The organism is Gemmata sp. SH-PL17, from assembly GCF_001610855.1.
GTDB classification, from domain to species: Bacteria; Planctomycetota; Planctomycetia; order Gemmatales; family Gemmataceae; genus Gemmata; species Gemmata massiliana.
Genome location: NZ_CP011271.1, coordinates 7752901 through 7778667 on the forward strand (window position 1 = coordinate 7752901; position 25767 = coordinate 7778667).

Here is a 25767-nt window from a genome sequence, read left to right on the forward strand (position 1 = left end):
AGTCGCAGGGGCCGGAATCGAACCGGCGTTCGCCACGGAATCAACCTCAGCAAGGGGACCAGCTCCCCGCCCTGCACACCGCCGCGGCTTATCCGCCGCGGCTACGGACCGTTACGCGCCCGCGTTCTTCTGCACCGCGGCCGGGTCTTCCATACCCACCCCGAAGTCGTGGAACGCGCGCCACTGGTGCCCGAGCGTGGCGAAGTCCGTGTCCGCGTCCTGGATCGTCGGGGTCTGCTGCCCGTTCAGGAACCCGACCACCAGCGCGGCCCGGACCGCCGGGTCCACGAACTGGTACCACGCGGTCCCGCTCTGCCCGGACAGTGCGGCCCCGTCCTGGTCCCGGATCGCGGTGTTGTTCAGGTACGGGCTCACGGTCGGCCGGTACTTGCCCGCGTGCGGGTTCTCGTAGTACGCCAGCGCGTTACCCGTCACCACGTTGTCCGTCGCGATCGAGGTCTGCTTGTACAGGTTGTTCCCGGTCACCCCGAGCGTGGTCGGGACCAGAATGCGGTCGGGCACGTTGAGGATCGGCTTCCCGTTCACGTCCACCTGGTTCATGAACGCGGTCTCGGACGCCGTCAGCCCGTCGATCGACAGCGCCGAGCCCGCCCCGCTGTTCAGGTTCTTGTTGCCCGCGCTGAAGAAGTTCCCCGGGTTCGAGAGCAGGGTCACGTACACCCCCTCCTCGATCCGAATGGCGGACATGCGCCCGAGCCCGGCCGGGATCGCGAGGAACGCCCCGAGGTCGTCGTTGATTTGCATCTGCCGCGTCAGGTTGACGATGGCCCCGTAGGTCGCGAGCTGGTTCGAGTACCCGGTCTCCTGCATCCCGACGTGTTTGAGTTCGCCGTCCTGACCGACCTTCTTGAACGCCCCGGTCATGTCGAGTCGGTAGCTGAACACGGGCTTGAAGTCCCCGTAGCTGCGCACCGCCGCGAACATGGCCCACGTGGTCGCCTGCGCCTCATACGACGCGATCAGCACCTTGTTGGCCACGTTCCCGAGGATGCCCGAGAGCGAAACCGTACTGAACCCCTGGGACGCCGCGGTGATCGCGACCCGCGGGTTCGTGGCGCGAATGGTCCGGTCCGCCTCGAGCGCGGCCCGCACGAAGTCGTTCGACTTCCGGGAACCGTGGTACTGGCGCCCGGCCGCGTGGATCGTCGCGGCCATGAGCCCCTGAATCCCGTACCCCTGGAACTGCGACGACGTGGCCTCGTTCATGACCCGCTCGCGGTGCGCCGCGGGCACGTCGGCGGCCACCCGGTCGGCGCGCATCCCCGCCGTCAGGCAGATCGCGGCCCCGATGATCTGGGGCAGGTAGTTGTCCCCGGCGCCCCCGTTGCGGTCCGGCTCCGGGTTCGGTCGGCTCGCGCGCATGGCCACCAGCTCCGCGTGGTCCGGGGTCCAGTTGCTTTGGATCGCGTGGGCCAGGAACCCGGCCCGGCGCCCGTTCCCGGTGTCGATCTGCGGGTTCCCGTACCGGGCCGAGATGTCGGTGATGCGGTCGATCCGGGTCTGGTTCGCCGCGACCCGGCGGTTCATGGCCGCAACCGGGTCGCGCGGGACCGGGCGGTTCGCACCCGCGTTCGCGCGCACCGCGGGGCGGTTCCCGCGGGCCGTCACCGGGCGTTCTTCTTCGTCGTCCTCGCTCACGTTGGCCGCGTCCACCGGGGGCGCGTCGGTCGCCGGGGCGGTCTCGGCCGGTGCCTCGGCTTCCGGGTACTCGTCCTGGTAGAGCAACTTCATGTTCGCGAGCTGGGTCGCGTCCAGGGCGCTGGAGTCGGGAAACCCGAGCGATGCGAGCCACTCTTCAAACGTCGGCATTGCGGACCCCCGAATGGGTTTGGGTCGGTTGCTGTTTCGGTCCCGGGCGGCCACCACGGAGGTTTTCCGGTCGCCGCCCAGAACCACGAACGACATCTCGCGGAACTTGCACCCGCGGCCGATCACGCACGGCCCCGGGTACTCGCGGCCCCAGTTGGCCACGCCCACGGCCCCGGCCTCGATCTTCTCGACCCGCGCCGGGTCCGCGCCGACGCTGGCCTGCCACTGGTACTTCTGCCGGGCCAGCGCGAGCACCTCACCGGCCTTGTTGCCCCGCGCCCGTTCTCGTCGGGCGCAACCGGGGTGAAGAACCCGCTCGCCTTGAGTTGCCGGTTCACGATCGCGAGCGCCTCGACCTGCCCGACCACGTCGGACACGTGCGCCCAGTGGTCGTACAGGGCCGGAATCCGCTGCTCGCTCAGGTCCGCAGTCTCGAGGTCCACCACTACCGGGTCCGCCCAGAACCCGATGTTCATGGCCTCCCCGGTGTACGCGATCATCTCGAACCGGGCCGGCTGATCCGCGGTCGGCGCCTCGGCCCCGGTGATCGCGACCGGCGCGGACCGGGCACTAATCCGCCGCGGCGCCAACGGCTTCCCGGACGGGCGAGCGGTTCCGGCCCCGGCCTGAACCGGGGGAACTCCACGACGCGCGATCGCGGCGGCCTTGCGCCGCTGCTGACGGTTGGGCATTGTCCCACTCCGGTTCGGGAACCTGGGGTACGGGCGCGTTGGACATGGGTTCGATCGGGTACAGCGTGCCCGGCGCGAGCCCGTGCTCGGCCTCGAGTTCGCGGGCCAGCTTGATCTCCCGCGCCCGCTGGCGCAGGTGCTCTTCCCAATCCACCCCGCGCTCGGACAGCACGTCGGACAGGTTCTTGGACCCGTTCTTGAGCGCCACGTCGTCCGCGTTCGCGTCCTTCTGCGGGTCGATGGACGGGGTGCCGTCCCACTGCCAGCGCATGGACCACGCGGCCACCGGGGGCAACCCCTTCGGCAGGTACCCCGGGACCAGGACCGCCTCCCGCGCCCACGCCCGGAACACCCGGTCCACGACCACGAGCCGGAGCTGGTCCCGGATGATCGTGCAATCGGCCCGGTACGGGATGTGGTCCAGGCGCGCGGACGAGTAGTTGTATTCCGAGCTGCTCTTGGTCGAGAGGTTCCGGGGCGCGTTGAGCCCGGCCCCGGCCTCGGTCAGCACCTCGCGCTTGAACTCCCCGTACCCGGCCACCGGGTGCCCGTTGTCGAACCCCTCGGCCTCCCACCCGTCCGGGAGCGTCAGCAGCGCGCCCTGTTCCAGCTCGACCCGGTCGAACCGGGGTTTCGCTGCTGATTGCGGACCCGGGGCCGGCGCGTACTCGATCGGCATGTTCCGGGTCTTCATCACCCCGGACACCGTGGCGCCGAACTCGGCCTTGGTGACCGCGGCGCCCGTGTACCGGCGGATCTGCGCGTACAGCGGGAGCCCCGGCGTCGTCGCGGGGATGCCCCGGGCCTGGTTCGGGCGATCCGGGTCGAACCAGTGGATGACCGCCGCCGCGGGCACCTGGTCGTACTCGAGCCGGTTCGCGGCCAGGTCGCCCGGGTGCGTGCGCAGGAAGTGGTACTCGACCGGGTTCCCGTGCGCGTCGAACTTGATCCCGTCTACCGAGAGCGGGTCGTTCCACCACCGGTCCGGGGTGGTCACCTGGTCCGCCTCGAACAGGCGCACGTCGAGCTGAACGGCGGGTAGGGCCGGGTTGTTCACGAGCACCGCGAAACACTCGCCGTCCCGGTCCCCGGTCTCGTGCATGACGCGGAGCTTGGCCGCGAGCCCGACCGCTTCGCACCACTCGACCCACTTGGTCTCGATCACCGACGCCGTGCCCCTGGGCACCGTCATTTCGGTCTCGAAGTCCGGGTCCGTGTACTTCTCCGGGACGGAAAGCTGCAGGCGCGGCCCGGTCCCCACCACGTCGTTGCGGCGCGTGCGCAGGAGCCCCTTGCAGTACCCGTTGTTCTGCGCCTCGTACCGGGACCGGTTCCGGAGCGTCTGGCGCACCGCCGGGTTGTTGGCCGCGTTCGGGCTGAGCCCGTCGGCCTCGGCCCAATGGTTCCGGTTCCGATCGGTCGTTGACGCCGCGTCGTACTTGGCTTGCACGGGCGCGGCCCGGCCCCGCCCGGTCACCCGGGACAGCGCGCCGCGCAGGAGTCGTGATAAGAGGTTCACCGGCGCCCCACGGTGGAGGAGGAAACGAAGGTTGCCGGCGCGAGCATGTTCCACCCGCTCGGCGCCCCGCCACTGGGGTTGCGCCCGGACGCCGCGGCCCGCGTTTCCTTCAGCTCGAGCGCGTCCTTCTGTCCGTCAATGGACACGGCCGAGGCGGAGCGCCCGTCCGCACTGGCGCTGGCGGGCGCGTTCGCGGCCTCGGCGATCGATTCGGGTGTAACGGGATCGGCCATGCGAGCACCCCGTGAGACGGCGACACGTGAGCGTACTCACTTAACATGACGGGTCACGGGGCCGACGCGCCAGTCCGGACGCAGGGGTGCGGAGCGGATTCGGGACGAAACGGGCCACCGGTGGCCCGCCGGGTCTCAATGCCACTAATCCGCACCAAATTGGCCGGCCGAGAAGCTTCTCCAGAGCCGGTTGTAAAACGCGAGCTGGCCCATGATGATGAAACCATCACGGGCGCCGGAACAGACCCGCGGAGGGAACGATGGAAGAAGGGCTGATTCGAGACGAAGTGGTCGGGCCGATACTCTGGGAGGGTGAACGTCAGTGGTGGCTGTTGCGGGTTGGGAAATTCAACGGCCGACGAGTGATGGGGTACATCTTTCCGGATCACCCAAGCGCGCCACTTTCGGGGGCGCATTTGGAAATGACTCGGGCGCACGTCACTTGGATGCGCGAGCACGAACCGATCATGCTCAAGTTCGTTGCGGACCAGATGTTCCCCTGGTGGCTCCGCACCGACTGGGCGGATAAGAAACACGAAGACGCGGACAGGAACCCGGAACGCTTTCGACAACGGGATGTCATTACAACCGCGGACCAATTCCGAGAGCGCCTTCATTTGGAGTGCGTTCATTTCAAAGCGGACCGAGCCGAGGCGTGCTACAACGCGGGCGACTTGATCGGTTTCCACACCTTCTGGGTAATCTTTACTCGACCCGGTGTAATGCCCGATCAGGTGATGTGGGGCTGAACACGACCGGCGCGCTGGTCGTGTCTAGGCCGCAAACACCTCTTCCGGAGCGGTTGCAAAAGCGGCCACGGCCCAAGATGATGAGGTCGTGACAGGACTTCCGAGTTCGGAGGCGAGACGTGACGGACGACGAATCCGCCCTCTTGGGGGCTATAGCCGCGAACCCGGACGACGACACCCCGCGCCTCGTTTACGCCGACTGGCTCGACGAGCACGGGCGCCACGAACGGGCCGAGTTCATTCGCGTACAGATCGAACTCGCCCGCGCACCGAACCACCCGGATCACCTCGGGCTCCGCGCCCGTGAAGCCAAATTACTCGAAGCGCACGAGCAAGCGTGGGCACCCAATAACGCCCTGTGCTTGTTCTTCAAGTGGCGCCGTGGCTTCGTTGCAACGCTTCACCCGGCCGCCCGTGGTGTGTTCGGCGGGGAAGATAGTCTCAAGTTGCTGGCCGAGTTCCCTTTGGCCGAGGAACTGGAAATCGGCTTCTGTATGACGGACGCGGAGTTCCGTCACCTGCCGGTCCTGCCGAACCTCCGGTCGCTCACGCTCGGCGGGAACGTCCGGCTCACGAACGATGCGATCCGTCGCGTCGGGAAGTTGCGCACGTTGCACCGGCTCCGGTTGTCGCTTGACAGGCTCACCGATGCGTGCCTGGCGTACCTGGCCGGATTAACTGAGTTGCGGCACCTGGATATCAGCTATTCGGAGTTCACCGATGCGGGGCTACAGCACATCATCAAGTTGCACGCCCTGGAGGAACTCGACCTGAGTAACACACACATCAGCGGCCGGAACTTATCCGTTCTCGGCGCCCTCCCGCGGCTGCGAAAGCTCAACCTGACCGACACGAATTACTTTCACCCGGGGATCGGCGGGCTGAGCGCGTGCCGATCGCTGGAGGAATTGCGTCTCGGCTCCCACTACGCGCTCGAGCCCATTGCTGAAACGGACGTGGCGGTTCTGCAAGGGCTCCCACACTTGCGCGTACTTGACTTGGGCGCGTATGGAGAAATGTCAGAGGTATTTCTCGCATCGGTGCGCGAGCGACTACCAGGAACCGAGGTCCGTTATGCCGGGCTCACATACGATGCCCCGGGTCCGGCCACCTGATCCGTTGCCCGCGTTCAACGATCGGGACCACTTATCACGGCTTCGATCGTTTCGCGAGTTCGGACCCGTAGGAAGCACCCTCGACAGGTGCGCACCCGCATCACCCGCCCGGGGTGCTTTCGCACCTTCGCGGTACCCCAATCGTTCCCCTTGCACCGTGGGCACACGATCCCGCCACGCACCGGGGTAACAACCGTCTGCGGTGTTTCGCTCGCGTTGCTCATCGTCGGCCCCCGTTTCTCGCGGCGCGTGCCTCGCGCTGCAACTCGCTAAAGCTCTTGACGGGTTCCGCGGGCGCCAGCTCCGGGAGCAGAACCCCGCTCGCGGCCCCGCTGTCGAACGTGGCGCCCTGAACGCTCGCCCCGACCGCGCACCCGACCAGGCAGTCGAGCAAGTGGTTATCGGGCCGGTACGGGCGCTCGGTCCACTTGTCGAACGTGCTCCCCCGAACCATCATCGGCTCCGCGTTCTCGGCCGCCAGGTGCTCGCCCAGCATCTCGTGCGCCGGCGAGCCGATCCCGCCCCGCCCGTACACAGTCAGGCACCCGGCCCCGCCGAGGGGCGCCGTGAACCGCTCCCAGATGAACGACTTCCAGGCGTCCGGGTCGAACTGCACCATTCGACCCATCCCCGTTTCGCTCATCGTGATGCGCCAGTGGAACCCGGGCCGCGGTTCCCCCGGGCGCGGCTTCCACTCGGCCACACCCCGCGAGGTCGCGGTGCGCGCGATCCCCTTGGACGGGAACACGATGCCCCAATACGGGGTCTGTCGGCACCAGGTGTGGACGGTCTGCGGTTGCCACCCCGAGTCCACCAGGCACCGCTCCACCCGCATGCGCCCGCCCGTGCGCTCCTGAACGTACTCGCGCCCGAGCACCTCGGCCGAAAGGTCCGTGAGCCCCTTGTACAACCGCTCGGCCACGCCGAGGGTGGGGTACATCTCGGCCATCCCGGGGCGCATGTCGTCGGCGCTGAACAGGGTGCGCGACTGCCGGGGCCAGGCGCCGTAATCGAGCACCGCACCGCCGAACCCCTCGGTCCACGCGCACACCATGTACCACAACCCGCGCCCGCGCCCGCCGCCGGCGTCAATCATCGCCGTCAGTCGCGTGGCGTCCGGGGGCACCGCGTACCGGTCGCACCCGCTCACGCGCTTCGCGACCTCGGCCGGGACCAGCTCCTTCGCGCCCGCCGGCCCCCCGTCCACCTCGGGCGCGTTCTGCCCCTCGGCCATGAACGCCTTCCGCGAGGTGTAAAACCAGTTCATCGCGCTTTGGAGCCCGGACAGGTCGCCGGGCTTCTTCCGATCGGGCCACGAGATCACCGCGCCGGCGTCCATCGCCTTGCGATTCGCCTTGTAAAACGCCGTTCCCCGCTTCCCCTTGTCCCCGGTCCGGAAGCTCTCGCGCCGGATTTCCGCGTACTGGTCCCACAGTTCCATGTTTGAGGGGAACTGCTCGAGCAGCTTCGTGCGAACGCCCTGCCACTCCGGGTGAAGCTCCTCGGACAAGAACCGCTCGGACAGGTCGTTGGGGTAAATGACCGTACACAGCATGACCGCGGCCATGTTCACATCCGGACCGGCGAGCCCGAGCACGTCCCCGGTCACGACCGCTTCGCGCTCGCTCGTCTGGATCAGGCTTTTCGCGGAATCCCGGGTCTGCGCGTCGTCGATCACCGCCAGGTCGGGGCGCAGCGGTTCGCCGTCCGGTCCGGCCACGTTCGCCCCGCGGATCGCCCCTTCCATCCCCGCGACCTGAAGAACGGCCCCCGAGCACGCGGACCCGGGCACCGTGGGCAGCACCACTCCTTCCTTGGTCATTTCCATGCGTGTGGGCTTCCCGTTGAGGGTTTGCCCCTTCGCGCGGTTGTGGATGCGGTTCAGCGCGCGGATCGGGTAGCACGCCTCCGGGAAGTCCGCGAGCAACAGGTCGTTCGTCTCCAGTTCTCGCATGATCTGCTTGAGCCGGCGCTCGGCGAGACGCCCCGTGGCGCACACGAGCACGACGAACCGGCGGAACCCGTACAGGACGGCCCGGAGCACGGCACACTCGGCCATCGTCGTTTTGCCGAACCCGCGGGGCATGGCGCACGCGAACAGCTCCCCGAAGTCGGTACACGATTCCATGCGGTCGATCGCGATCAGATGCGCCGAGCTAAACGAGAGCCGGAACCGACGCGGGAAGTAGAGCTGAAGGAACGCCCGGAGCGACTTGCGCCCCTTCTCGCGGCGCTCCGGGGCCGCGACCGCGGGTAGCGGGCCGATCTCCCGGACCGACTTGGACCGCTCCCGCGACTGCCCGGCCTTGCGCTCGCGCTCGTCGTCGCCGGGGGACGGGAGCACGAGCGGCGGGGGCGGTACCGGTGGGGGCGCGGGGGCGCTCCGGTCCGGGCGCTTCGGCTTCTTCGCCGGTCGCTTCTTCTTGGCCATTGGCTCCCCGGCTCCTCACGCACTGCGCGCAGGCACCATTCTAATTAATAGTCATTTCCAATTCGATATCGGAAATCAATCGTCATTAACAATTGATTGGGGACGGACGTGCTCGGACCGGTTCCGGCCGGTAGAATGTGCGTGTTCTCGTGGTTGGTTTAGCTCGTCGCCCTGCGACAGGCTGATGTTGCGTCAGCCGAGCCCATTCCGCCACACCCCACACGGGGAAGGCCGTTCCCGCACGCTTACCAGTGGCCGTTGCCCTTCAAACCATCTTCACAATGGTGGCTGTGGCAACCCCGCGGGTCGGGCTTTCACCATTGTGAAGATGGTTAGAAGCTCCCCGGCCACCGGCGTGCCGTGGGCCTACCGCGCCCCAGGTCGGGAAGTAGACACCACGGGAACGGAGCGGGCTAGGGAGCAATCCCTGGCCCGTGTCGTTTCACGATTAAGAGCTGTCAGTACCGCCGCTATTCCTTGCCGAGCACCAAGTCCACAACCCAGCACCCGCGCACGTGCGGCCCCGGTCCGCGGCAGTGGTCCAGCACCTCGTCGTTGTCACACCCGGCGTCCTGGAGCGCGTCCCCCAGAATCGGCATCGCGCTAAAATCACGCGCTTCGTACATCTGGGACGCGAGCGCGACGGCGGTGGAGGTGCGCCACGCGGGCTTCACCGTGACCTTACGGAACGGCAACGGGCCGACCACATCGCGAAGGAGCGCCAGGATGGTCAGTTTCGTCGCGTCGTAGTCCCAGTCGTCCGTCCCGCGGTAAAGGGCCGCGCTCGGGACGTCTACGGACGCTCCGAATGCCCCGCTGACCACGTTCGCGTTCACGGTATCCAAGCACGCGGCCGCGACTTGCAGCTTCGCATACTTTTTTTCGGCCGCGACAGTGGTCCGGGCCGCGATCCGTGCGGCGGTCAGCGCCTTTTTGGTCGCTTCACCGTCCGCGAAGGCTTCAGCCACCTCGACGGCCACGCGATACGGTTTCTTGGTGATAAGCGTCCAGATCAGCCGGCAACTACCCACCGTGAACAATCGGATCTTGCGCTCGCTCACTTTATTTGCCGCGAACTTGACGAGCCGCATGAAATCGTCCCCGTCATCCATGAGCCACATCTGTTCGTTCATGGCGTGGACCTTGTGATCTGCTTGTCGTCGCTGGCTACATCGGCCGTCACGGTTGCCACAGCATGACCGATCCGGCGCCCGGTGCAAGCCCGGGTGTCCTCCAATCCGCTACTCTGTGTGCGAGCCCGACTGTTCCCCGTGGGGTCTCCCCCTCCTGACCCGGGGGAAGGACCCGTCAGAATGACATTCGCCAGATTGTCCAGCGAGCGAAGCTCTAACGCTTGCTCAGGGTCCGCTCGTCCGGGTCGTCCACCAGGTAGCTGTCCCGTTCGGCGGCGTCGGCCATGTCGGTGAGGGTTTCCGCTTCTTCGGCGAGCTGCTCGGCCAGTTCCCTTTGCTCGTGCGGGTCGAGTTGAGCGCCTCGGGAGTGGATGTGTTCGAGGGCTTTGGCAATGGAGTTCATGACATCGAGCCTGGCGGGTTGAGGCTGGTGGCGAGCGATTCAGTGTAGAGCGTTTGCATCCTACGAAATAGGTAATCCCGATTCGGTACCAGATTTCGATTGGATTTTGCTATTTAAAACAACCCGTCGTAATCATCGGTACCGACTAACGCGGTATTTGCAGGAGCGGGCGCGGGACAAACATTCCGCGTGCGACTGAGAAGTGCTTGGAGGGGCGATTCCACGCCCGCGGGGGAAAATGGCAGTGGCGACCGAGCTTGATGGGACCAATGAAATGGGAGAGCCCCGCCAACTTTGGTAGGGCTCTCCTTCGGTTAGTCGAGCTTCAATTGGTCGGATTTCGGCGGCACGGGCCGCGACCAATCGAATGTGACCCGGACCTTAACCACCTTGACCTCGGTCTCGACCGAGACCTTGGGCGTCAGGCGGTCGAGGGAAGTAATAGATCCTCGGGCCATCACCCACGACGCCTTCAATGCCCGCACGACACACGCGAATGCCCGTTTCAACATGTTTGCACGTTGAGGGCCGGAAGTTGTCACGCGAGGTTTCTAAACCCGCCGTGTACGGGTGGCCCGGTACTATACCGCCCGTAGTTGGCAGTCCGCGGGGGAAAGGCGGGAACCGGAGCAGACAGCTGCAAACGTGGCACGGTATACTCGGCTGACCGCGACTTGGAGTCGATGAACTGTCGCAGTTCCTTTGCTGGAAGAAGCGCTTCAAGAACCTCCTTTACCTCTACCTCATTGGTCAGCCACTTTTCCAGGGGCACACATCCCACAAATTCGTTCTTCATCGATCTGATCTTGGCGAAAGGTCTGATCTTGTCGGATGTTACGCAAAGGGGCATCATTGCGTAGCAGGAGTAGCGGGGATTGGCGCCGAAGATGGCAGCTAACAGCTTGGCGATGTACATACACGACCTCCCTGACTGATTATTCGTGGGGGCAGATCGCTCATTTGAGGGTAATCATCACTTTCCCTCTTCCACCCGAATCTCGGTCCACGCTGGCACCAACACCCCTTCAACGAAGGCTCCCGGGTGATCGATCACCCAGAGCTTCCCCGTGACTGTGATCCGCGTTCCTTCGAGGTCGTAACGGTGTCCGTTGAGGTGCGCGCCGCGCTCGATACCGTCCGGGAGATCGACAGCGCCGACGATGGTGCAGTCCGGCGACTGATCGATGGGCTTCGCGACGAACATGGTGACGGTGACCTGCTTGCCGTCCAGCATGCGGGCTCGCTCGACCGAGATTGTGTCGAGCGAAAGGGGAAGCGGATCAGCAGCGAGGGTGAGGAAGGCGAGGGCAAACATGGGAAGCTGTTAAAGACTATGGGGCTAGGTTCGGCGCAGCGACAAATTAAGCTTGTTCGCCTAGTAACGCCTTTGGTCGAATCCGAAATAGTATTCTACCGAATGGCTTAATCTCCACATATTCCTGGGCTTCCCATTGTTTGCCACTTGCCGGTCGTATTAACTGTATCATCCGCAACTTGCGAAGTTGCTCGTGCTCTATAGACCCACGACTGAAACCAGGAATAAGTTGCTCAACGGTGAGCATCTTGGGTGCCGAATACACCTTCGCGAGTAGTTTCTGCTCTTTTGGCGTGACAGATTTAATCAATCGATCAGCTTCATCAAGCAATTCCTGTGCCATGTTTGCGGCCTCTTTCGCAGAAACTTCCACCTCTCCGCCAAGAACCTTAAGTTTGAAGTGGGTAAAACGGTGCCGCGACAAGATAAGAGCAACAACCACGACTGTCGGCCAGAGAATCGCGTGGACGAGTTCAGGTGTCATCTACTTTACTCCGATTGCCAAACTTAAACTTGGTTTGCCAGCCCATCCCCACACTCAGTCAGTTTGTATTGAATGCCAAACGAGTACGGGTGTGAAATCTAGTTGTAGTTGGTGTAATGTTCAACAGGATAACTCATTCGCTTCCGCGCTCAAACGGAATGTGGCCCGCACGGGCGTGAGGTCGGCGGCGCTCATGCGGCCTCTTTCACGTGTTCGCTCGGCACGTCGCCGACGGTCTTAGGCCACACCCGCCGTTTGTTCGTCACCATCTTCTGTTCGGCCGCCCGAATCAGTTCGATCGGTGTGAACCCGGCCCGACGGCTCGCGTCGAGGATGAGCAGGAAGCAATCGGCCAGCTCCTCGGCGATGATGCCGCGATCGCCGCCGACGCAGTTGTTCATGATGAAGGCCATTTCCGCTTCCGCGGCTTCCTTCGCCAGATGCTTCAGCGCACCGATCGGCCCGCGCTCGGCGTCGGCGCCGAACGTGGCTTGTGACCATGCCCCCTGATCGCGGACCAGGTCGTTGAGCGCATCGCCGATCACGTATGGGTGCGTACCGGGTTTCAGATTCGTTGCCATTTCAGCTCCTCGGTTCAATGGTTGGGGCGAATTTGGGTTGCTTACGCTGGGCGCCGGTGCCGATCGGAGTTCGGACAGGTCACGAAGTGCGAGCGATGGAGCACGACGCCGAGTTTCGCTGTGCATTCGGCGGCCACGGCCTTCGGCACCACGCGACACGTTCCGTCCTCGCACAACTCCGACAGATGCTTTGCTGTGCCATTACGCGGCCTCCTTTGCTGTTTGGGTGATGGGGGCTTGGTTCACGAGCAGCACTTCGGGCGCAAGTGAGGTTTTGGCCCGGTTCGCATTCGCCATCGCGCGGTTGATGTGCAGATCGATCTTGTGCCAACCGGGGTACAGCTCGACGAGTTTCGGGTGATCGTAGTAGCTGACCACACACCGGGTTTTTGTGAACCGACGAAGCGTGGTCGCAAGCCGCAAGTGGTCCGGGTCCGCGAAGTCGTGAACGTATTCGTCGGATTTTTCGAGGTACGGCGGGTCGAGGTAGATCGCCGTTCCTTCTTTGTCTTCGATCTTCTCGCAGAGGTCGATCGCGTCGCCCTGGTAGATGGCGACGTGCCTCAACCGCTGATGCCACCAGGGGAGTGAATCGACTGCTGACGCGAATCGCACAGCCGGGCAACCCCCATTGCTGGTGAATCGGCGAGCGAAGTTACACCTCACCGCGGTACCGGCCACGCCGTTCATTCCCATCCACGATCGCACGAAGTAACGATACGCGCGCTCGACGCCCTCCCGATCGGCCTCGGGGTTCTTGAGCCACGCAATGGTTTCGCGGTACAACCCCTCGTGAACAAGAGTGCGGCGCAGGCGCCATTCGAGTTCCGGCGCGAGCTTCGGATCGGCGACGATGCGCGCGAGGTTGATTAGGTCGCCGTGGAGGTCATTCACGGTTTCTTGGCGCGACGGCTCTTTTGCGAAAAGCACTGCCATTGATCCACAGAACGGTTCCCAATACGCCGAGTGCGGCCCCACGTGGTGGATGATGCGGTCCGCGAGGGTGCGCTTTGATCCATACCACGGAGCTAATGCGGTAATTCCCATTGGCCTTTCTCTTTGAGTTTGTGTCACGTTCACTTCCATCCCCACTCCGCATCGAGCGGGAACTTTCGGCACCTCGCGAGGGGCTGATCCACCGCGAGCGCTCCACGAATGCGATCAAATGCGCCGGGCCGATGCACGGTCCACCACTGCAAGAACCCGCGGTTGAACTCAAACACCGTTCGGCAGCTGACAAGAATGCCATCACCTGAACCAAATGGCATTCGGATGTACGCCTCGACATCACGACCACTTCGCGACCACCCCATGTCTGAAGACACTTCCCCTGTCTCCTCGTGAATCATCAAGAACCGGCGAACGTGCAGCCCGAGCGTCTCCGGGACGAGCCGCTGCCAGTTCTCGTGAAGCCACTGGTAAGCCTTCCGTGGCATGTACCCGGTGGGATGATTCCGGCCGAGGCACGAAGCGCGAATGAACTCCGCGGTCGCCGTGTCGCGATCGCTCTCCGGGTGCTCGTCGAGCCAGTCCGCGTACACGAGGCGCGGGGTGTCGTCGCCGAGGTGAACGCGGATCGCGGTGAGGAGTGCGGCGCGATCGCTCATGCCGCCCTCCCCAATGCTCCAATCGTTCGCTCGAACAATCCGCCGTCGTCTGGTTCCGGTAGGTCCGTTGGGGGCCGCCAGAACATGCCTTTCGTCTCGAACTTCGCGCGGAACTCCTCCCGCGTCATCACGGGCGTGTAACCGTCCGGCGGCCATCGGTCGGTTACAACCAAGTACCGACCGTCGTTGCTCCCCTTCACCACCCGCCCATCAGGTGTCTTGAATTCCCATTCCTTCACCCGAGCCGGATCGAACCGGAGTTCAAGCGCGAGATCGATCTTCCCTGTTGAGCAGAGGGCCGTTCCGTAGCTGCTGAAAATGTGGTCGAGGTTCGTTTGGTAGACGCGCTCTGCGTGTGCCCAGATCCGCGATTCAGCATCAACCCCCAACAGTTCCGCAGCCACTCGTCGCATATAGCGAAGTGTGATCCAATTGAGCCCCTCACGGAGTCGGTGTTCGGCTCGCCCGCCGCTCTCCGCGCCGAGGCGGACGTTTCGCAACTTCTCTGCTGCGATGTCGTCCGCGTTCACCTTTCGTAAACCTTCAGCCGCGAGCAGGTTGTCAGCTCCATCGTGAAGGAACGTCAGCAACGTGTTGTCGCCGCCAACCGATGCCAATGCTCGCGCGTTCCGCTCGTCGGCTTTCTTCTGAAGCTTCTTCGCCGTGATCTCCGGGCGGCCCCGTTCGACACACAGCGGGGCCGGTTGGTCCTTATAATCCAGGCACGTAAAGCCGGGCCGAGCGCCGCACTTCGGGCACGCATGCGTGAGTCGCTCGGCCTCGGTGAGCTTCTTCTTGCTCATGCTGCACTCCCTTGCTCGATCGGCTGAATCATCTCGTACCGGTTCGCGATGTCGTAACCGACGGCCTGCAACCCCGCCCGCAACTCGTCGAGCGATGTCGCGACGATGGCCAGCCCGCCCCGTGCCATCACCCGTGCGCGGTGCCTGGCTTGCTTCCTCTTCCGCTCGGCGCTGGTGGTGTCCGGCCCCGGCTTCTTCAACTCGAGAGATAAAAACCGGCCGCCGTCCGGCAGGCAGCACAGCACGTCACCGCACCCTTCCTCGTCGTTGAACCGGACGAACCGCTTGCCGATCTTCATTGACCCGGAGTTGGTCCGAATGGGCAGCGCGCCCCACCACTCCAGCCACGCCACGCACGTCGCTTGCACTTCTTTTTCCAGCGTTTTCTTGATCCGAGCGCCCATCTCAAACCGCCTTTCGCGCATGAAAAACCCGGGCGGCCGGTGAGGGGATTACAGCGCCTTCGCCCGTCGCGCTGGTTCCACTGCACCGCATCCACCGCCCGGGTTGTCTCAGGAAGTCACTCAGGGCGTGCCGCGGTACACCGGAATGGGGCTACCGTCGAGGAGCAGTTCGAGCCGGTTCGCGAGCACCTCTTCCGCGTGAGCGAAGGCGGTCTCGATGTCGCCGGGGATCACGTACAGATTGAACCGCTCGTTCTGCGGGTCCGGGTCGATCTCCACCCGGACCGGCCCGCGGATGTGAACCGCGGCCTGAGCGAACACTGGGACGGTGAACACGATCTGCTCCGGGATCGCGGCCACCCCGGTCATCTCGGCAATCATCGACTTGCCGAGCGACACCTTACCGTGCCCGATCTGCGAATCGGCGTCGGTCTTCTTGCTCGACTTCACGCCCCGAATCGCGGGCAGGAAATCGACCGGGTAGTACCCGGCGAACAGGGTGCGGAGCAGAATCACCAGCTCGGCCTGGGTCGGGCTCGCCTTGCCCTGGCGGTCCCACTCGGCGAGCTTCGCCATTTGCGGGGACGGAGTGAGTGCGAGGCGGCACACGTCGGGTGCCGTGGCCTCGGTATCGAGCACGGCCACGACGCCACTTCGCGCGTACCAGATCTCCGGGCCGAACGGGTTATCGGCATCAGGCTTACGTGCAATCGCGGCCCGCACGAGCGTGTCAAGATCCGCGGCCTGGTGAGCGGCCGGCGCCTCGGTCGCAAAGGTGCGATCGAGCTTGCCGTCTGGTTGGAGCACGTAGTACACGTGCCGCGGCTCGCGGTCCGTGGTGACGATGCGCTCGCCCGGGGTCGCGGCTTCGATCGTCGTTTTCAGGAACTCAAGGGCTTTCGCTTCCATTGCGGGAATCCAGTGGGGTTGAGGGGAAACAGGGTTGGGGAAGGCCACCGGGGGTGTCCCCGGTGGCACGGGATCACTCGTTGGTTTCGTCGAGATCGTTCAGCGTCATTTGGTCCGGGTTCTCGCTGTTGTCCGCGTTGAACACGTACCCGCCGGCGCGCTGGTCGTACTTCGCCACCGTCTCCGGGGGCGAGTAGTCGGGGAGCGTGGTTTTGGTTTTGCACAGGATTTTGAGCCGGCCTTGCGTGTCGGGCTGGAACGTGTACGTCACGACCAGCTTCCGCGCGTTGCCGTCGTGCCCGCGGTCGATCAGGTCACGGTTGATCGCGTCGAGGCACTTGTCGATTGCTTTGCCCGCGTAGCCGTCGCCGAGGGCGTTGAGGCTCTGGGCGCTGACGGGAATCACTGACATCGGAAACTCCTTCACGGTCGGGGTCGGGGGTCGAAACACAGGGAACATCACGCCGTATCGCCCGTGTCCGCGATGCGGAGCACGTTCGGGCAGCCCGGGAACGGCAGGGTCACGGCCTCGGCGGTCAGCCGATCGTGCCAGGTCTTCACCTCGGCGCGGGCCGAGCGGACGTAGGACACCGCCCATCGCGCCTCGCGGACGACTCGCCGGGCGTACCAGAGAGCCGCGACCGAGATGAGCAGGGACAGCACACAAAGCACGGTCAGGAACGTGAGCACGGTTAAGCCTCCAGTGGCGGAATCGGGTTGGTGGTGTCGGTGGTCGGGATCACGAGCCGGTACTCCCACAGCCCGGCTTTCGGGTCGCCGCGGCGTTGGCGCTCGACGGTGAACCCGCCAAAGCGCTCCTTTCGGAGATCACGCAGGCGAGCTGAAACGCTCGCTTCCGGGTCGCGCTTCTGGGTTGCCGCGAAGATCCGCAATTGGATCTCCAGGAGCGTGAGCCAACCGCCGTTGCGCATCGCCTCAAATACCCGGCGCGTTTGCTCATTGAGCCGGGACAGGTCGAGCTTGCGGTCAAAGGTCTCGCCGTCGTGGTCGGGTCGGGTGTCGTGCATGGGTGCGTCCTCGTGGGGTCACTTGGGCATCGCGAAGGCGTTCGCCAGTCGCTTGATGTTCGGGGTTCGGTCGATACCTTCCGTCGCGGACACGGCCCGGATCATGAGCCGCTGCGCCTGTTCGTGCCGGGCCACGATCTCGACCCACGCGGTGCCAACGAGCTTCTCGTACTGGTCGATGGTCATGGGGCGCGCGAACCGCTTCCCCTCGGCCACTTCCACGCAATGGGCCTGGTAGCTCTGCTCGCCCCGGTCGCACCGGGTGCAAGCCGGCGTTACGGTCGTGTGCGGGGCGATCCATTCCCCGTTCGAGAGGCACTTCGGGTGCGGGACCGAAACCCAGCCGTCTCCACCGCACCACTGACACCGGCTCCCGGACCGGCCACCGCTCGACTCCGGGGCGCGGCGGGTGCGCTGTTCTTTCGCGGCCCGCAGCTCGCGGTTGACCGCGGCCAGGTGCTCGCGGGGCCAGTTCGGGGTGCTCTCGGCCACGATGAGCCGGGGGAGCACGCCCGCGAAATCGGCCTGGGTGTACCGGGCGGCCTCGAACGCGGGCCACCAGATCCGCAGCATCGCGTCCGTCAGCTCGTCGTTCACGCCGAGCGCCGCTCGGTAGTTGCTGACCCATGCGGTGAACCAGTGCGGGCATTCAATGGCGTCGTACACGATTGCTCCGAGGTGCTCTTGGTGTTGGCCTTGGCAATGATCCGCGCGACCGCGTCCGCGGCCGATTCCGGCCCGGCCTTCGGTGGCGCACGGGGCGCGGGTGCGTTTGGTGCGGTTGATTCGGCGAGCATGCGCTCAACGACCGTGGCGAAGTTGTCGGCCTTGAGGAGCCAACCGATGTTCGCGCGCCACTGTTGCTGTCCGCCGCCGCAGTACAGCGGGGTTCGGCCCATGAACGCGATCGCGGCTTTCCAGTGAGCGGCCCACAGCGCGTTCCCCATCGCCCACGAGCGAATCAAACGATCGCGGTGGGGATCGGACGCCACGCACGGAACGAGCCCCGGGTGAGCGTTCCAGTGCGACGTAACGGCCTGCGGGCTCGGGCCGGCTTCCGGGGCCGGTTCGGTAACGAGAACCGCCTCGGGTCCGGGCTCCGCTCCCCCCACCGCATCCCCCGCGGGAGCGGGGGGTAGGGGGGGGGCCATTGTCTTCCTTCTTCTCTTCTCTCTTCTTCTCTTCTCTGGTCACGCTCGTGTCACGCTGGGAGCGTGACATTTTCGGGACATCAGCGTGACCAGAGCGTGACTCGCCCGAGCGCTGCTTTTGCTTGCGATTTGCAGCCTGCGCACGCTGTTTGGCGCCCTCGCCCATGTGCCGATCGAAGCGCGGGAACGTGATTCCGCCGCCTTCTTCGGGAGAAGATTTCAGCCACCCGACGGACTCGAGCGCCGCGCCGAACCCGTCGCACAGCGCGATGGAATCGAGACACGAGCGTGACACGAGCGTGACATGACCGTGACGGTCCGCGTGCGTGTCGGCCCACACCCACACCGTCGTGAGCCGACCGATTACGCCGAACGTGTCGAGCTTCAGAAGGGACGCCAGCCGGATCACGGCCGGGTCGCTCTGCAGGTCCGTTCGTAGCTTGATCCACCCGCCGGCCATCATTCCCTCCAACGTGCGTTCGCCCTGGTGTTGAACCCTCCACACTCAGTCCGGCGGGCTGTTGTTCTCGTTCTCGAACGAGCCTGTTTGGTCCGGGTCCGGGGGCGGGCCTTTGGTGAACGCGATGGGGTCGCCGTGCTCGTCGCGCTCCACGCCGTCCGCGCCCACTGTCGAAGTCACGGGTTTGGGCGGGGCGGACAGCTTGGCTTTGCGAGCGTTCTTGTGTGACTCGAGCTTCTCTTGAATGGGAATCGGGAGCGTCTTCCACGCGCTGGCGAGTTGCTCCAACGTGGTCGCGCCATCCAGCAGTTTGATCGCCGCGACTTCGGCCGGTGACGGGGTTGGTGGAGCGGGCGGGGGCGGAACCGGGACCGCCTCGGCCGAGAGCCACCACGTCAAAAGGGGCTGCCAGAACTCCGGGCCGGGGTGATCGCCCGTCGCGCCGTCCATCGCGGTGCAGCCGCGCACCTTCTCGACGTGGGCCGTGTGCTCGTCCGGGTCGAGCCGCACGACGCAATCGAACTCGTACTCGGTGTTCTCGCGCTGGTCGGTCTTCATGCCGACCTTCTTGATTCGCGCCTTGCCCCCGTCGTCGAGGCGCTCGTACTCCGACTTCACCCGCATGGTCGCGATCATGTGGGCGCGCGGGTCCGTGAGCGCGGTGAGCATCTTCCGCTGGTCCGGGGTGACCTTCGCCCAGCCCCCGAACTTGTCGCCCTTGTTCTGTTGGGCGTGTTTGTCCACCGTCTCCATCGCCCCGTGCCAGGCGTGAGAGAGCGAGTCGAAAATGATGATGTCGAACCCGGCTTTAACCAGGTACTCGTAGCACTCCGTGTAGCCCTTGGGGGTCTGCTTGTCGTGGGGGATGGGGCACACTTCGTACTCCCACGTCTCCCCGTCCATCTGCACGCCGTCGTACAGCCCGGCGGACTCGTTCTCCGAGTCGGCCACGACGATGCGGGAGCCGATCCCGGCGCGCTTCAGGGCGAACGCTAGGCGCAGCGCGGTGAACGTCTTCCCGGACCCGCTCAGCCCCTCCAGCGCGATCTTTAACGGCCGGCGCTGGCGCTTCGCTTTACGTACCTCGAACGCGGACATAACGAGCCCTCTGTGAGCAGTGGTGTTGATGGGGAGTGGGTCAGAACGGGATCGGGCCGACGTAGTGGAGTGTGGCCGTGGCGCCCTCGCCCTCGACCTGGCACGCGGCGCGCACCTCGCACCAGCGCTGGGCGGGTTCGAGCGAGTCGAAGATGGGGCTTTGGTGTAACCGGTGCGTGTAGGAGAACCGGCAATCAACGGCCTGAAACCGATCGGCGCCAACACGGTTAACGCGGAATCGCGCATTCGGGAGATTAGCACTGTACCCGGACCGGTCCTCTTTCCACTTGAGGGGCTGGCCCTCTTTCCGGGCCTCACACCACGCGCTCGCGCTCGTCAGGATCGCCGGTTTGAGTCGGGCGCCACACCACAGGTCTTGTGCGACGAACCCCTCTTTTTCCGCAGCGATCTGAAACCGCCCGTCGGAGCTAACCCACGCGGTCCCGCCCGATGTTCGCGCCCATTCGATCGTTCCCTCGGGCTCGGTCGGCTCGGCCGTGGCCACTGCTTCCGCAGCGGGATCGGCCGCGTCGTCGCCGCATTCGCACATCGGCCCGTGAGCCGGCGCGGTCGCCGCCTCACCGATCAGCACCACGTTCGCGGGGTCAATGAGCAGTTCGACCGTACCCGCCGCGATGCGGTACAGGACAAACACGCCGTGGAGCCGGTGCTCATAGATCACAGCCACGATCACGCACGGGGCCGCTACAGGTGCCGTGAGCACACGCACCATGTCGCCCGGCCTGAGGAACGCTGCCGGCGTCCGTTTGGGCGCGCGGTCTCCCCCGGCGGAACTCGTTTGAGCCACCATCGTCTGCTCCTGGTCAAAAAGGGTTGCTGCTTGCCGAAGCGCGAGAGGCGGGAATCGAACCCGCGACATGGGCGCTGCTGAAGGCGCCCCGCTCTACCTCTGAGCTACTCCCGCGTACCCCGATTCCTCACCGGCTCGGGGCCAACCGCTGTTCGGACGCCCGCCCCGCCTCTCCAACCGAAGCGAGCGCCCGCGTGATTTCACGCCGCACTACGCGGCCCGTCGCGACTCTCGCACCTGCGCCGTGAGGTGGTCGAGCACCGCGTGATACAGCGCCGGCACCTCATCTGCCTTGACCATCACCGGCGGGTCGAGCTGACCCAGTCCCCGCGCCACGGCGTCCTGACCGAACCCGTCGCGGTAGGATCCCCACAGCATGAGCAGGCGCAGCACCGTCGGGCGGGCGCACATCTCCGCGACGAGCGCGCGGTCGCTACCGGTCGCGGGCAGGGGTTTCGGCTTGCGACGGGGCATGGCTTTTCTCTTGGTGTGGTTGAGGGTGGGGTGTGGGATGGCTCAGGAAAGCATCCCTTGTGCGGCAAGCCGTTCGAGGCACTTAGCAACTCGAACCTTACGTTGAGCTTCGCTCTCGCGCGGCTCCTTTTCGGCCGTGGGGAAAGCCATTCCGCTGGTCGCGCGAACAAACGCCTCGAACTTCGCGACGGGGATTTTCCATCGCCCGCCGATCTTGACACCCTCAAGACGCACCCGAGTGCGGCGCCCGTTTGCGTCACGGGCCGTTATGCCCATGTTCAGCCACCGCAGTACCGTCATGTGGTCCGTGCGGCACGCAGTTGCGATCTCGGCCGGGATCAGGTAATCACGGTTCTCGTCCGTCGGAGGGACGAGATTCTCGGGTAACCCGATGCCCGGTTCGCTGATTTTGGTGATCGGATCCATCGTGCTAACTCCTTACTGTTCGGCCGTACATAATAAATCATAATCTTCGCAGGTTGTAAAACCGTTGCGAAATGAGTCTGAAACTGGTCTGATCCGAAATTCTGTCCTCGGTTAGCTAAGCGTGGCTTGTGTTGGATGTTGATATAATGACGTATCGGTAGAAAGTATCCACCGAGTGTACACCAAGATTGCACTTGGTGCCGGTGGGGTGGCGACACTATCGCTCTAGGCGTTGAAATCGTTTTGAGTTGCGCAGACAATCGCGGACATGGCGAATGAAGAAGAAGGATCTGAAACAGCGAAGCAGAACCGTCGGGTTCTCGTGAGGCCGCATACCTTCCGCCAGCTTCAGAAACTGGCGGATCGGGATGAGGCTGATGTCGCGGAGTTAGTTAACCGCGCATGTCGCGAGTTGCTTAAGGCGGAAGGTATGTGGCCGCCGAAGGCTGAAGAGAAAAGCAATTCATGATTGTGCGAGCCTGTACCCACCCTCAAGTCGCTCGACTGGGTCAACATCTTCGCTAAGCCCCAGTTCCGCACGCAAGACAGCGCGGAGCCCAAAAGCCACATCCTTAAGCCGGTTATCCTCGACGTTGTCGTCAGCCCACACGCGAGCTTTTAGCACGCGGTCCGCAACTGGTTGCCCACGGCCATCCGCGAGCGCACGGAGCAGCTTGTACTTCAATCCGCCAATGCGGAACTCTCGCCCGTTGAACGCGACTAGACCAGCGCGAAAACTCCACCCTGTTGCGGCCGGAAACTCTCCGGGTGTACTCTGCCAGACGCGGCAAAATCGTCCATCCGCGCCAATCTCCTCCCACGAACCGTCCGGGTTCAGGATGAGGATAGCGAGCGGTGTGGGCCGATCGGTTTCGCGGGCAAATTGAGTGGCAGCGTTCCAAATTGGAGACGGATCGTTCGGAGTCACAATGGCACCAGGCGAGTCAATGGGCAGGTCCGCCCACTCTCGCCTGTGTGAATATGTGTCGCGTATGTCGGTTGGTCCGGTTATCCGTCGCGCAGTGAAGATTCCGTGAGGATGTGCGGGATCATCCGGTTGCGCGGGCGATCCGCCGGGCGATCGCGTGATTCGGGTCAATGTAAATGGCCCTGGTCACCTCTGGTGTGTCGCCGATCGCGACCGCCGCCGCATCATCACTCTCGTAGATCCGCTGCACGGCCGTCGCGCGGTTGTGTCGGAGCTGGTGCGGGTGCCAGAATTCGACCCCAGCCAACTTGCACGCCATGCGCACTTTTTCCGCATACCGCTCGGACGAAATGGGCACGCGCTTGGCTTTTGGCCCGTTCGGAAATCGTGGCGGAAAGCACCAGATGCGGCCGCCCGGCCCTGGGTTGGCGAGGAACGGGCGCAGGATTTCTTGTGCTCTTGGCCCGAACCATCTGGTCAGAGGCTTGCGTCTCCACTGCCGGTGTGTGTTCTTGTCTCGCACGCGGTACGCCCATTCGGTTTCGTTGGTATCGATCGCATCCGCAGTCATTGCACACAGTTCACCAGGGCGACATCCTGAAGCCTCCTGGAAGCGAATCATTGCGGTCAGGATGGCTGCTCGTTCCGGATCGGCGTCGAGGTGGGGCAATGTGGCTACGATTACCCGCTCTGACACGCTTGTAACTGGGTCAGGATCTGGTGCCGTCGTGCGGCCCGCTTGGAGATTCGGCACGTGCTCTAGCGCATCGGCAAGTGCTACGGGAACCAGCTCTTCAGACACTCCCCACGAGAAACAACGGATGATGCGCCGCACTCGACTATTAACCGTGCCCCGCATCCAGCCCTTCGCCACCATTGCTTGCTGGCACGCCTTGAGGTGGCGGGGCTTAAAATCGTTAATTGGGAGATCCTTGTGCAGTTCCAGCAGCACCCGCATCGCGCTGCGCTGGGCCTGCTGTTCCGATGTGGGTTCCGTGTCTTTCACGTAATACCGCGTCACGTGCTCTAGATACACTTCCACCAGTTCGCAGACCTGAACGAACGATTTGTTCGCCCGCGCGAGCTTCGCGCCTTCCGCGGCCCACTCAATTTGAAACCGCTGGTACGCTTCGGCGGCCTCCTGCGAACCCCACGGGCCGTAGTAAGCGTAGCGCGTCTCGCCGCCCACTCGCCACTTGGAGTACGCGACGCCTTTGGCTTTGTGCCGGAGCATTTTGGGACACGCACGTGGCGGTGGTATGGGTGGCTTGTTCCTTGGCGAATACTTCGACGCCACGGGTGTCGTGAGTGCCCGCGACACGTCGTATCCTTGGTGATTGATCCGGCTGCGGATCGTGTCCGCATTAATCCCGGTTCTCGCGGCCCACTCCATCAGGGTGAGTGTCTCGCCGTTGTGTGTTAATTTGCGCGGTGGGTAGGGCATGAAATGATAATGCGGAAAGGGAATTCGTCAGGGAAGCTCAGATGAAGCCCTGACAACTGGTGTCCGGGACACCAACGGCAGTGCAATCGGACCTGCCAGGGTCGAGAGAAATGTGCTAGAAATTCAAGGCGATTATAGCTATTAATGTGCGCGGCGGAATCCGTGACAGCGTCCTGATCTAAGAGTCCGGACAAACGGCTAACTCAGTAGCCCGGTAGAGTGTAGACGCGAGGGATTCGCGCTACTCTCACCGGGCTATTTGCCATTTTTAGGGGCGTTCGTCCAATATTGGTGTCTCACACAAACCGTTCGCCTTTTCTTTGAGGTATACAATCCTTACGATAGTAATGCAGGTTCTGTTAGAATCGCCCAGGAGCGCGGGATGTCGGTGCAACAGGCGACGACAGAGGACATCGCGGAAGCCAACGAACGTCTCCGGACCGCGTCGCCGCAGACCGTGTTGCAGTGGGCCGCTGAGCGATTTCACCCGCGACTGTTGATGGCGACGGCGTTCGGTGCAGAAGGCTGCTGCATCATTCACATGCTCGCCGAGATTCAACCCGCCACAACGGTCATTAATCTCGACACGGGCTACCAGTTTCCGGAAACGCTCGAACTCCGCGAACGGATCAAAGACAAGTACGGGATCGAGGTGGAGTACATCCGACCGGAGCTGACGGTCGCGGAGTACGAGGCCGAACACGGCGGTCCGTTGTATTCACACCGCCCCGACCAGTGCTGCTACGACCGGAAGATTCTTCCTCTGCGCCTCGCGGTGGAACGTATCGCCCCGCTCGCGTGGATCTCTGCGATCCGCAAAGACCAAACCACCGATCGCGGAAAAGCCGAAGTTGTGCAGTGGGACACAAAATTCAATCTTGTGAAGGTGAACCCGCTGCTGAACTGGACGAAGAAAGACGTGTGGGGATTCATCCACAAGAACGACGTGCCGTACAACCCGCTCCACGACCGCGATTACCCGAGCATCGGCTGTTGGCCCTGCACGCGCCCGGTGGCCGCGGGCGAGGACGACCGGGCCGGGCGCTGGGCCGGGAAGGTCAAAAAGGAGTGCGGACTGCACGTGATCGAGGTCAAGGACGGGGAAGGCATCTGACGAAAGTCGAACGGCGTAAAGCCCTGATCTTGTGGCCCTCGACTTTGCGGCGTTCGACTTTACGACTTGGGACTTTCACAATGCTTTTTTCCGCTCGCGCCGAGTACGCGTGTCTCGCGATGCTGGAACTGGCCGCGCAGTACGGCGACCCGAAACCGGTGCGCCTGACGGAAATCGCCAACAAGCACGGGATCTCGTCACCGCGATTCCTGGTGCAGATCCTGATTCAGTTGAATAAAGCCGGGCTCGTAACGAGCACGCGCGGGGCGGCCGGCGGGTATCACATCGCGAAGCGCCCGGCGGACATCACTTTAGCCGACGTGGTCGCCGCGGTAGAGGGAACCGAACAGGCTGGCACGCGAACGAAATCGCGTAAACCCGCGTCGCCGCTGGCCGCAGCGCTCGACGACGTGTGGGACCGCGTCCGGAACGCGCACGACGAGTTCCTTAAGGCTCAAGCCGATATCCTCAAACACACTACACTGGCCCAACTCGTCGATTCGGGCCAGCCGTTGCAGTACGTAATTTAGTGCCGGGTTTCAGACGCCGACCACTTCGCGTTTTCTTGCCTCGCTGACGACGATTTTCACCGCTTGTCGAGGGGCACAAATCAAAAGATTAAGAT

The 25767-nt window shown here is 64.1% G+C and carries 30 protein-coding genes; 4 read left to right on the top strand and 26 right to left on the bottom strand.

Translation table 11 applies throughout. The features are described 5' to 3' along the window. Nucleotides 1-111 precede the first annotated feature (111 nt). From VT84_RS32205 to VT84_RS32220, 3 genes are all read right to left on the bottom strand, one after another. Nucleotides 112-2085: a hypothetical protein gene (locus tag VT84_RS32205; RefSeq protein ID WP_162271913.1), complete on the bottom strand. Its 1974-nt coding sequence runs from the start codon at nucleotides 2083-2085 to the stop codon at nucleotides 112-114. 315 nt (nucleotides 2086-2400) lie between these two features. Next, entirely contained in the window at nucleotides 2401-4041 is a 1641-nt protein-coding gene (locus VT84_RS32215; protein WP_162271914.1) for a phage portal protein, read from the bottom strand. After that, entirely contained in the window at nucleotides 4038-4274 is a 237-nt protein-coding gene (locus VT84_RS32220; RefSeq protein WP_082842417.1) for a hypothetical protein, read from the bottom strand. The genes VT84_RS32215 and VT84_RS32220 overlap by 4 nt, the downstream gene beginning before the upstream one ends. A gap of 260 nt (nucleotides 4275-4534) precedes the next feature. Between VT84_RS32220 and VT84_RS32225 the strand changes: the two genes are divergently transcribed. Both VT84_RS32225 and VT84_RS32230 read left to right on the top strand, forming a co-directional pair. Further along, complete coding sequence (locus VT84_RS32225; protein ID WP_082842418.1) at nucleotides 4535-5023, top strand: hypothetical protein; 489 nt, start codon at nucleotides 4535-4537, stop codon at nucleotides 5021-5023. A gap of 119 nt (nucleotides 5024-5142) precedes the next feature. After that, nucleotides 5143-6138, top strand: coding sequence for a TIGR02996 domain-containing protein (locus VT84_RS32230; RefSeq protein WP_082842419.1), 996 nt, complete (start codon nucleotides 5143-5145; stop codon nucleotides 6136-6138). Nucleotides 6139-6358: 220 nt separating this feature from the next. Here VT84_RS32230 and VT84_RS32235 read toward each other — a convergent pair whose 3' ends face one another. From VT84_RS32235 to VT84_RS32340, 23 genes are all read right to left on the bottom strand, one after another. Then, complete coding sequence (locus VT84_RS32235) at nucleotides 6359-8569, bottom strand: terminase gpA endonuclease subunit (protein ID WP_082842420.1); 2211 nt, start codon at nucleotides 8567-8569, stop codon at nucleotides 6359-6361. Nucleotides 8570-9039: 470 nt separating this feature from the next. Continuing rightward, nucleotides 9040-9702 carry a hypothetical protein gene (locus VT84_RS40345; protein WP_204249847.1) on the bottom strand — a complete coding sequence of 221 codons (663 nt, stop codon included), beginning with the start codon at nucleotides 9700-9702 and terminating at the stop codon, nucleotides 9040-9042. A 214-nt stretch (nucleotides 9703-9916) separates the two neighbouring features. Continuing rightward, a complete protein-coding gene (locus VT84_RS32245; protein ID WP_082842421.1) occupies nucleotides 9917-10105 on the bottom strand; it encodes a hypothetical protein in 189 nt (62 codons plus the stop codon). A 314-nt stretch (nucleotides 10106-10419) separates the two neighbouring features. Further along, nucleotides 10420-10617 carry a hypothetical protein gene (locus VT84_RS40350; RefSeq protein ID WP_082842422.1) on the bottom strand — a complete coding sequence of 66 codons (198 nt, stop codon included), beginning with the start codon at nucleotides 10615-10617 and terminating at the stop codon, nucleotides 10420-10422. Nucleotides 10618-10643: 26 nt separating this feature from the next. After that, nucleotides 10644-11021: a hypothetical protein gene (locus VT84_RS32255; RefSeq protein WP_082842423.1), complete on the bottom strand. Its 378-nt coding sequence runs from the start codon at nucleotides 11019-11021 to the stop codon at nucleotides 10644-10646. Nucleotides 11022-11078: 57 nt separating this feature from the next. Next, entirely contained in the window at nucleotides 11079-11420 is a 342-nt protein-coding gene (locus tag VT84_RS32260; RefSeq protein WP_082842424.1) for a hypothetical protein, read from the bottom strand. A gap of 46 nt (nucleotides 11421-11466) precedes the next feature. Next, a complete protein-coding gene (locus VT84_RS32265; protein WP_082842425.1) occupies nucleotides 11467-11904 on the bottom strand; it encodes a hypothetical protein in 438 nt (145 codons plus the stop codon). Between the two features lie 191 nt (nucleotides 11905-12095). Further along, complete coding sequence (locus VT84_RS32270) at nucleotides 12096-12485, bottom strand: dATP/dGTP pyrophosphohydrolase domain-containing protein (protein WP_162271915.1); 390 nt, start codon at nucleotides 12483-12485, stop codon at nucleotides 12096-12098. Nucleotides 12486-12686: 201 nt separating this feature from the next. Then, the gene (locus VT84_RS32275) at nucleotides 12687-13532 is read right to left on the bottom strand and encodes a DNA adenine methylase (RefSeq protein WP_162271916.1); all 846 of its coding nucleotides are present in this window, start codon (nucleotides 13530-13532) and stop codon (nucleotides 12687-12689) included. A gap of 29 nt (nucleotides 13533-13561) precedes the next feature. Further along, nucleotides 13562-14092, bottom strand: coding sequence for a TIGR02996 domain-containing protein (locus VT84_RS32280; RefSeq protein ID WP_162271917.1), 531 nt, complete (start codon nucleotides 14090-14092; stop codon nucleotides 13562-13564). Continuing rightward, nucleotides 14089-14895 (bottom strand): hypothetical protein, encoded by an 807-nt coding sequence (locus VT84_RS39790; RefSeq protein WP_162271918.1) that lies wholly within the window; start codon nucleotides 14893-14895, stop codon nucleotides 14089-14091. Before VT84_RS39790 ends, VT84_RS32280 begins: the two co-directional genes overlap by 4 nt. Beyond that, nucleotides 14892-15299 carry a hypothetical protein gene (locus VT84_RS32285; RefSeq protein WP_082842429.1) on the bottom strand — a complete coding sequence of 136 codons (408 nt, stop codon included), beginning with the start codon at nucleotides 15297-15299 and terminating at the stop codon, nucleotides 14892-14894. The genes VT84_RS39790 and VT84_RS32285 overlap by 4 nt, the downstream gene beginning before the upstream one ends. Nucleotides 15300-15419: 120 nt before the next feature. After that, a complete protein-coding gene (locus VT84_RS32290) occupies nucleotides 15420-16208 on the bottom strand; it encodes a hypothetical protein (RefSeq protein ID WP_082842430.1) in 789 nt (262 codons plus the stop codon). 73 nt (nucleotides 16209-16281) lie between these two features. Next, nucleotides 16282-16620 carry a hypothetical protein gene (locus tag VT84_RS32295; RefSeq protein WP_157470079.1) on the bottom strand — a complete coding sequence of 113 codons (339 nt, stop codon included), beginning with the start codon at nucleotides 16618-16620 and terminating at the stop codon, nucleotides 16282-16284. Nucleotides 16621-16667: 47 nt separating this feature from the next. Further along, complete coding sequence (locus VT84_RS32300; RefSeq protein WP_082842432.1) at nucleotides 16668-16898, bottom strand: hypothetical protein; 231 nt, start codon at nucleotides 16896-16898, stop codon at nucleotides 16668-16670. A 2-nt stretch (nucleotides 16899-16900) separates the two neighbouring features. Then, on the bottom strand, nucleotides 16901-17236 hold the full coding sequence (locus tag VT84_RS32305; protein WP_082842433.1) for a hypothetical protein: 336 nt from the start codon (nucleotides 17234-17236) through the stop codon (nucleotides 16901-16903). An 18-nt stretch (nucleotides 17237-17254) separates the two neighbouring features. After that, a complete protein-coding gene (locus VT84_RS32310) occupies nucleotides 17255-17902 on the bottom strand; it encodes a hypothetical protein (RefSeq protein WP_157470081.1) in 648 nt (215 codons plus the stop codon). Further along, nucleotides 17830-18387, bottom strand: coding sequence for a hypothetical protein (locus tag VT84_RS32315; protein WP_082842435.1), 558 nt, complete (start codon nucleotides 18385-18387; stop codon nucleotides 17830-17832). The genes VT84_RS32310 and VT84_RS32315 overlap by 73 nt, the downstream gene beginning before the upstream one ends. 505 nt (nucleotides 18388-18892) lie before the next feature. Further along, nucleotides 18893-19945, bottom strand: a complete 1053-nt coding sequence (locus VT84_RS32320) for an AAA family ATPase (RefSeq protein ID WP_162271919.1) — start codon at nucleotides 19943-19945, stop codon at nucleotides 18893-18895. A 40-nt stretch (nucleotides 19946-19985) separates the two neighbouring features. Further along, nucleotides 19986-20756 carry a hypothetical protein gene (locus VT84_RS39795; protein WP_162271920.1) on the bottom strand — a complete coding sequence of 257 codons (771 nt, stop codon included), beginning with the start codon at nucleotides 20754-20756 and terminating at the stop codon, nucleotides 19986-19988. A 210-nt stretch (nucleotides 20757-20966) separates the two neighbouring features. Then, complete coding sequence (locus VT84_RS32330) at nucleotides 20967-21230, bottom strand: hypothetical protein (protein ID WP_082842437.1); 264 nt, start codon at nucleotides 21228-21230, stop codon at nucleotides 20967-20969. Nucleotides 21231-21272: 42 nt separating this feature from the next. Next, entirely contained in the window at nucleotides 21273-21656 is a 384-nt protein-coding gene (locus VT84_RS32335; RefSeq protein WP_082842438.1) for a hypothetical protein, read from the bottom strand. A 1049-nt stretch (nucleotides 21657-22705) separates the two neighbouring features. Further along, a complete protein-coding gene (locus tag VT84_RS32340) occupies nucleotides 22706-23818 on the bottom strand; it encodes a tyrosine-type recombinase/integrase (RefSeq protein ID WP_162271921.1) in 1113 nt (370 codons plus the stop codon). 592 nt (nucleotides 23819-24410) lie between these two features. Here VT84_RS32340 and VT84_RS32345 point away from each other — a divergent pair. Further along, nucleotides 24411-25142: a phosphoadenylyl-sulfate reductase gene (locus VT84_RS32345; protein ID WP_052551622.1), complete on the top strand. Its 732-nt coding sequence runs from the start codon at nucleotides 24411-24413 to the stop codon at nucleotides 25140-25142. 80 nt (nucleotides 25143-25222) lie between these two features. Continuing rightward, nucleotides 25223-25672, top strand: coding sequence for an RrF2 family transcriptional regulator (locus VT84_RS32350; protein ID WP_052551620.1), 450 nt, complete (start codon nucleotides 25223-25225; stop codon nucleotides 25670-25672). Nucleotides 25673-25767: the final 95 nt, after the last annotated feature.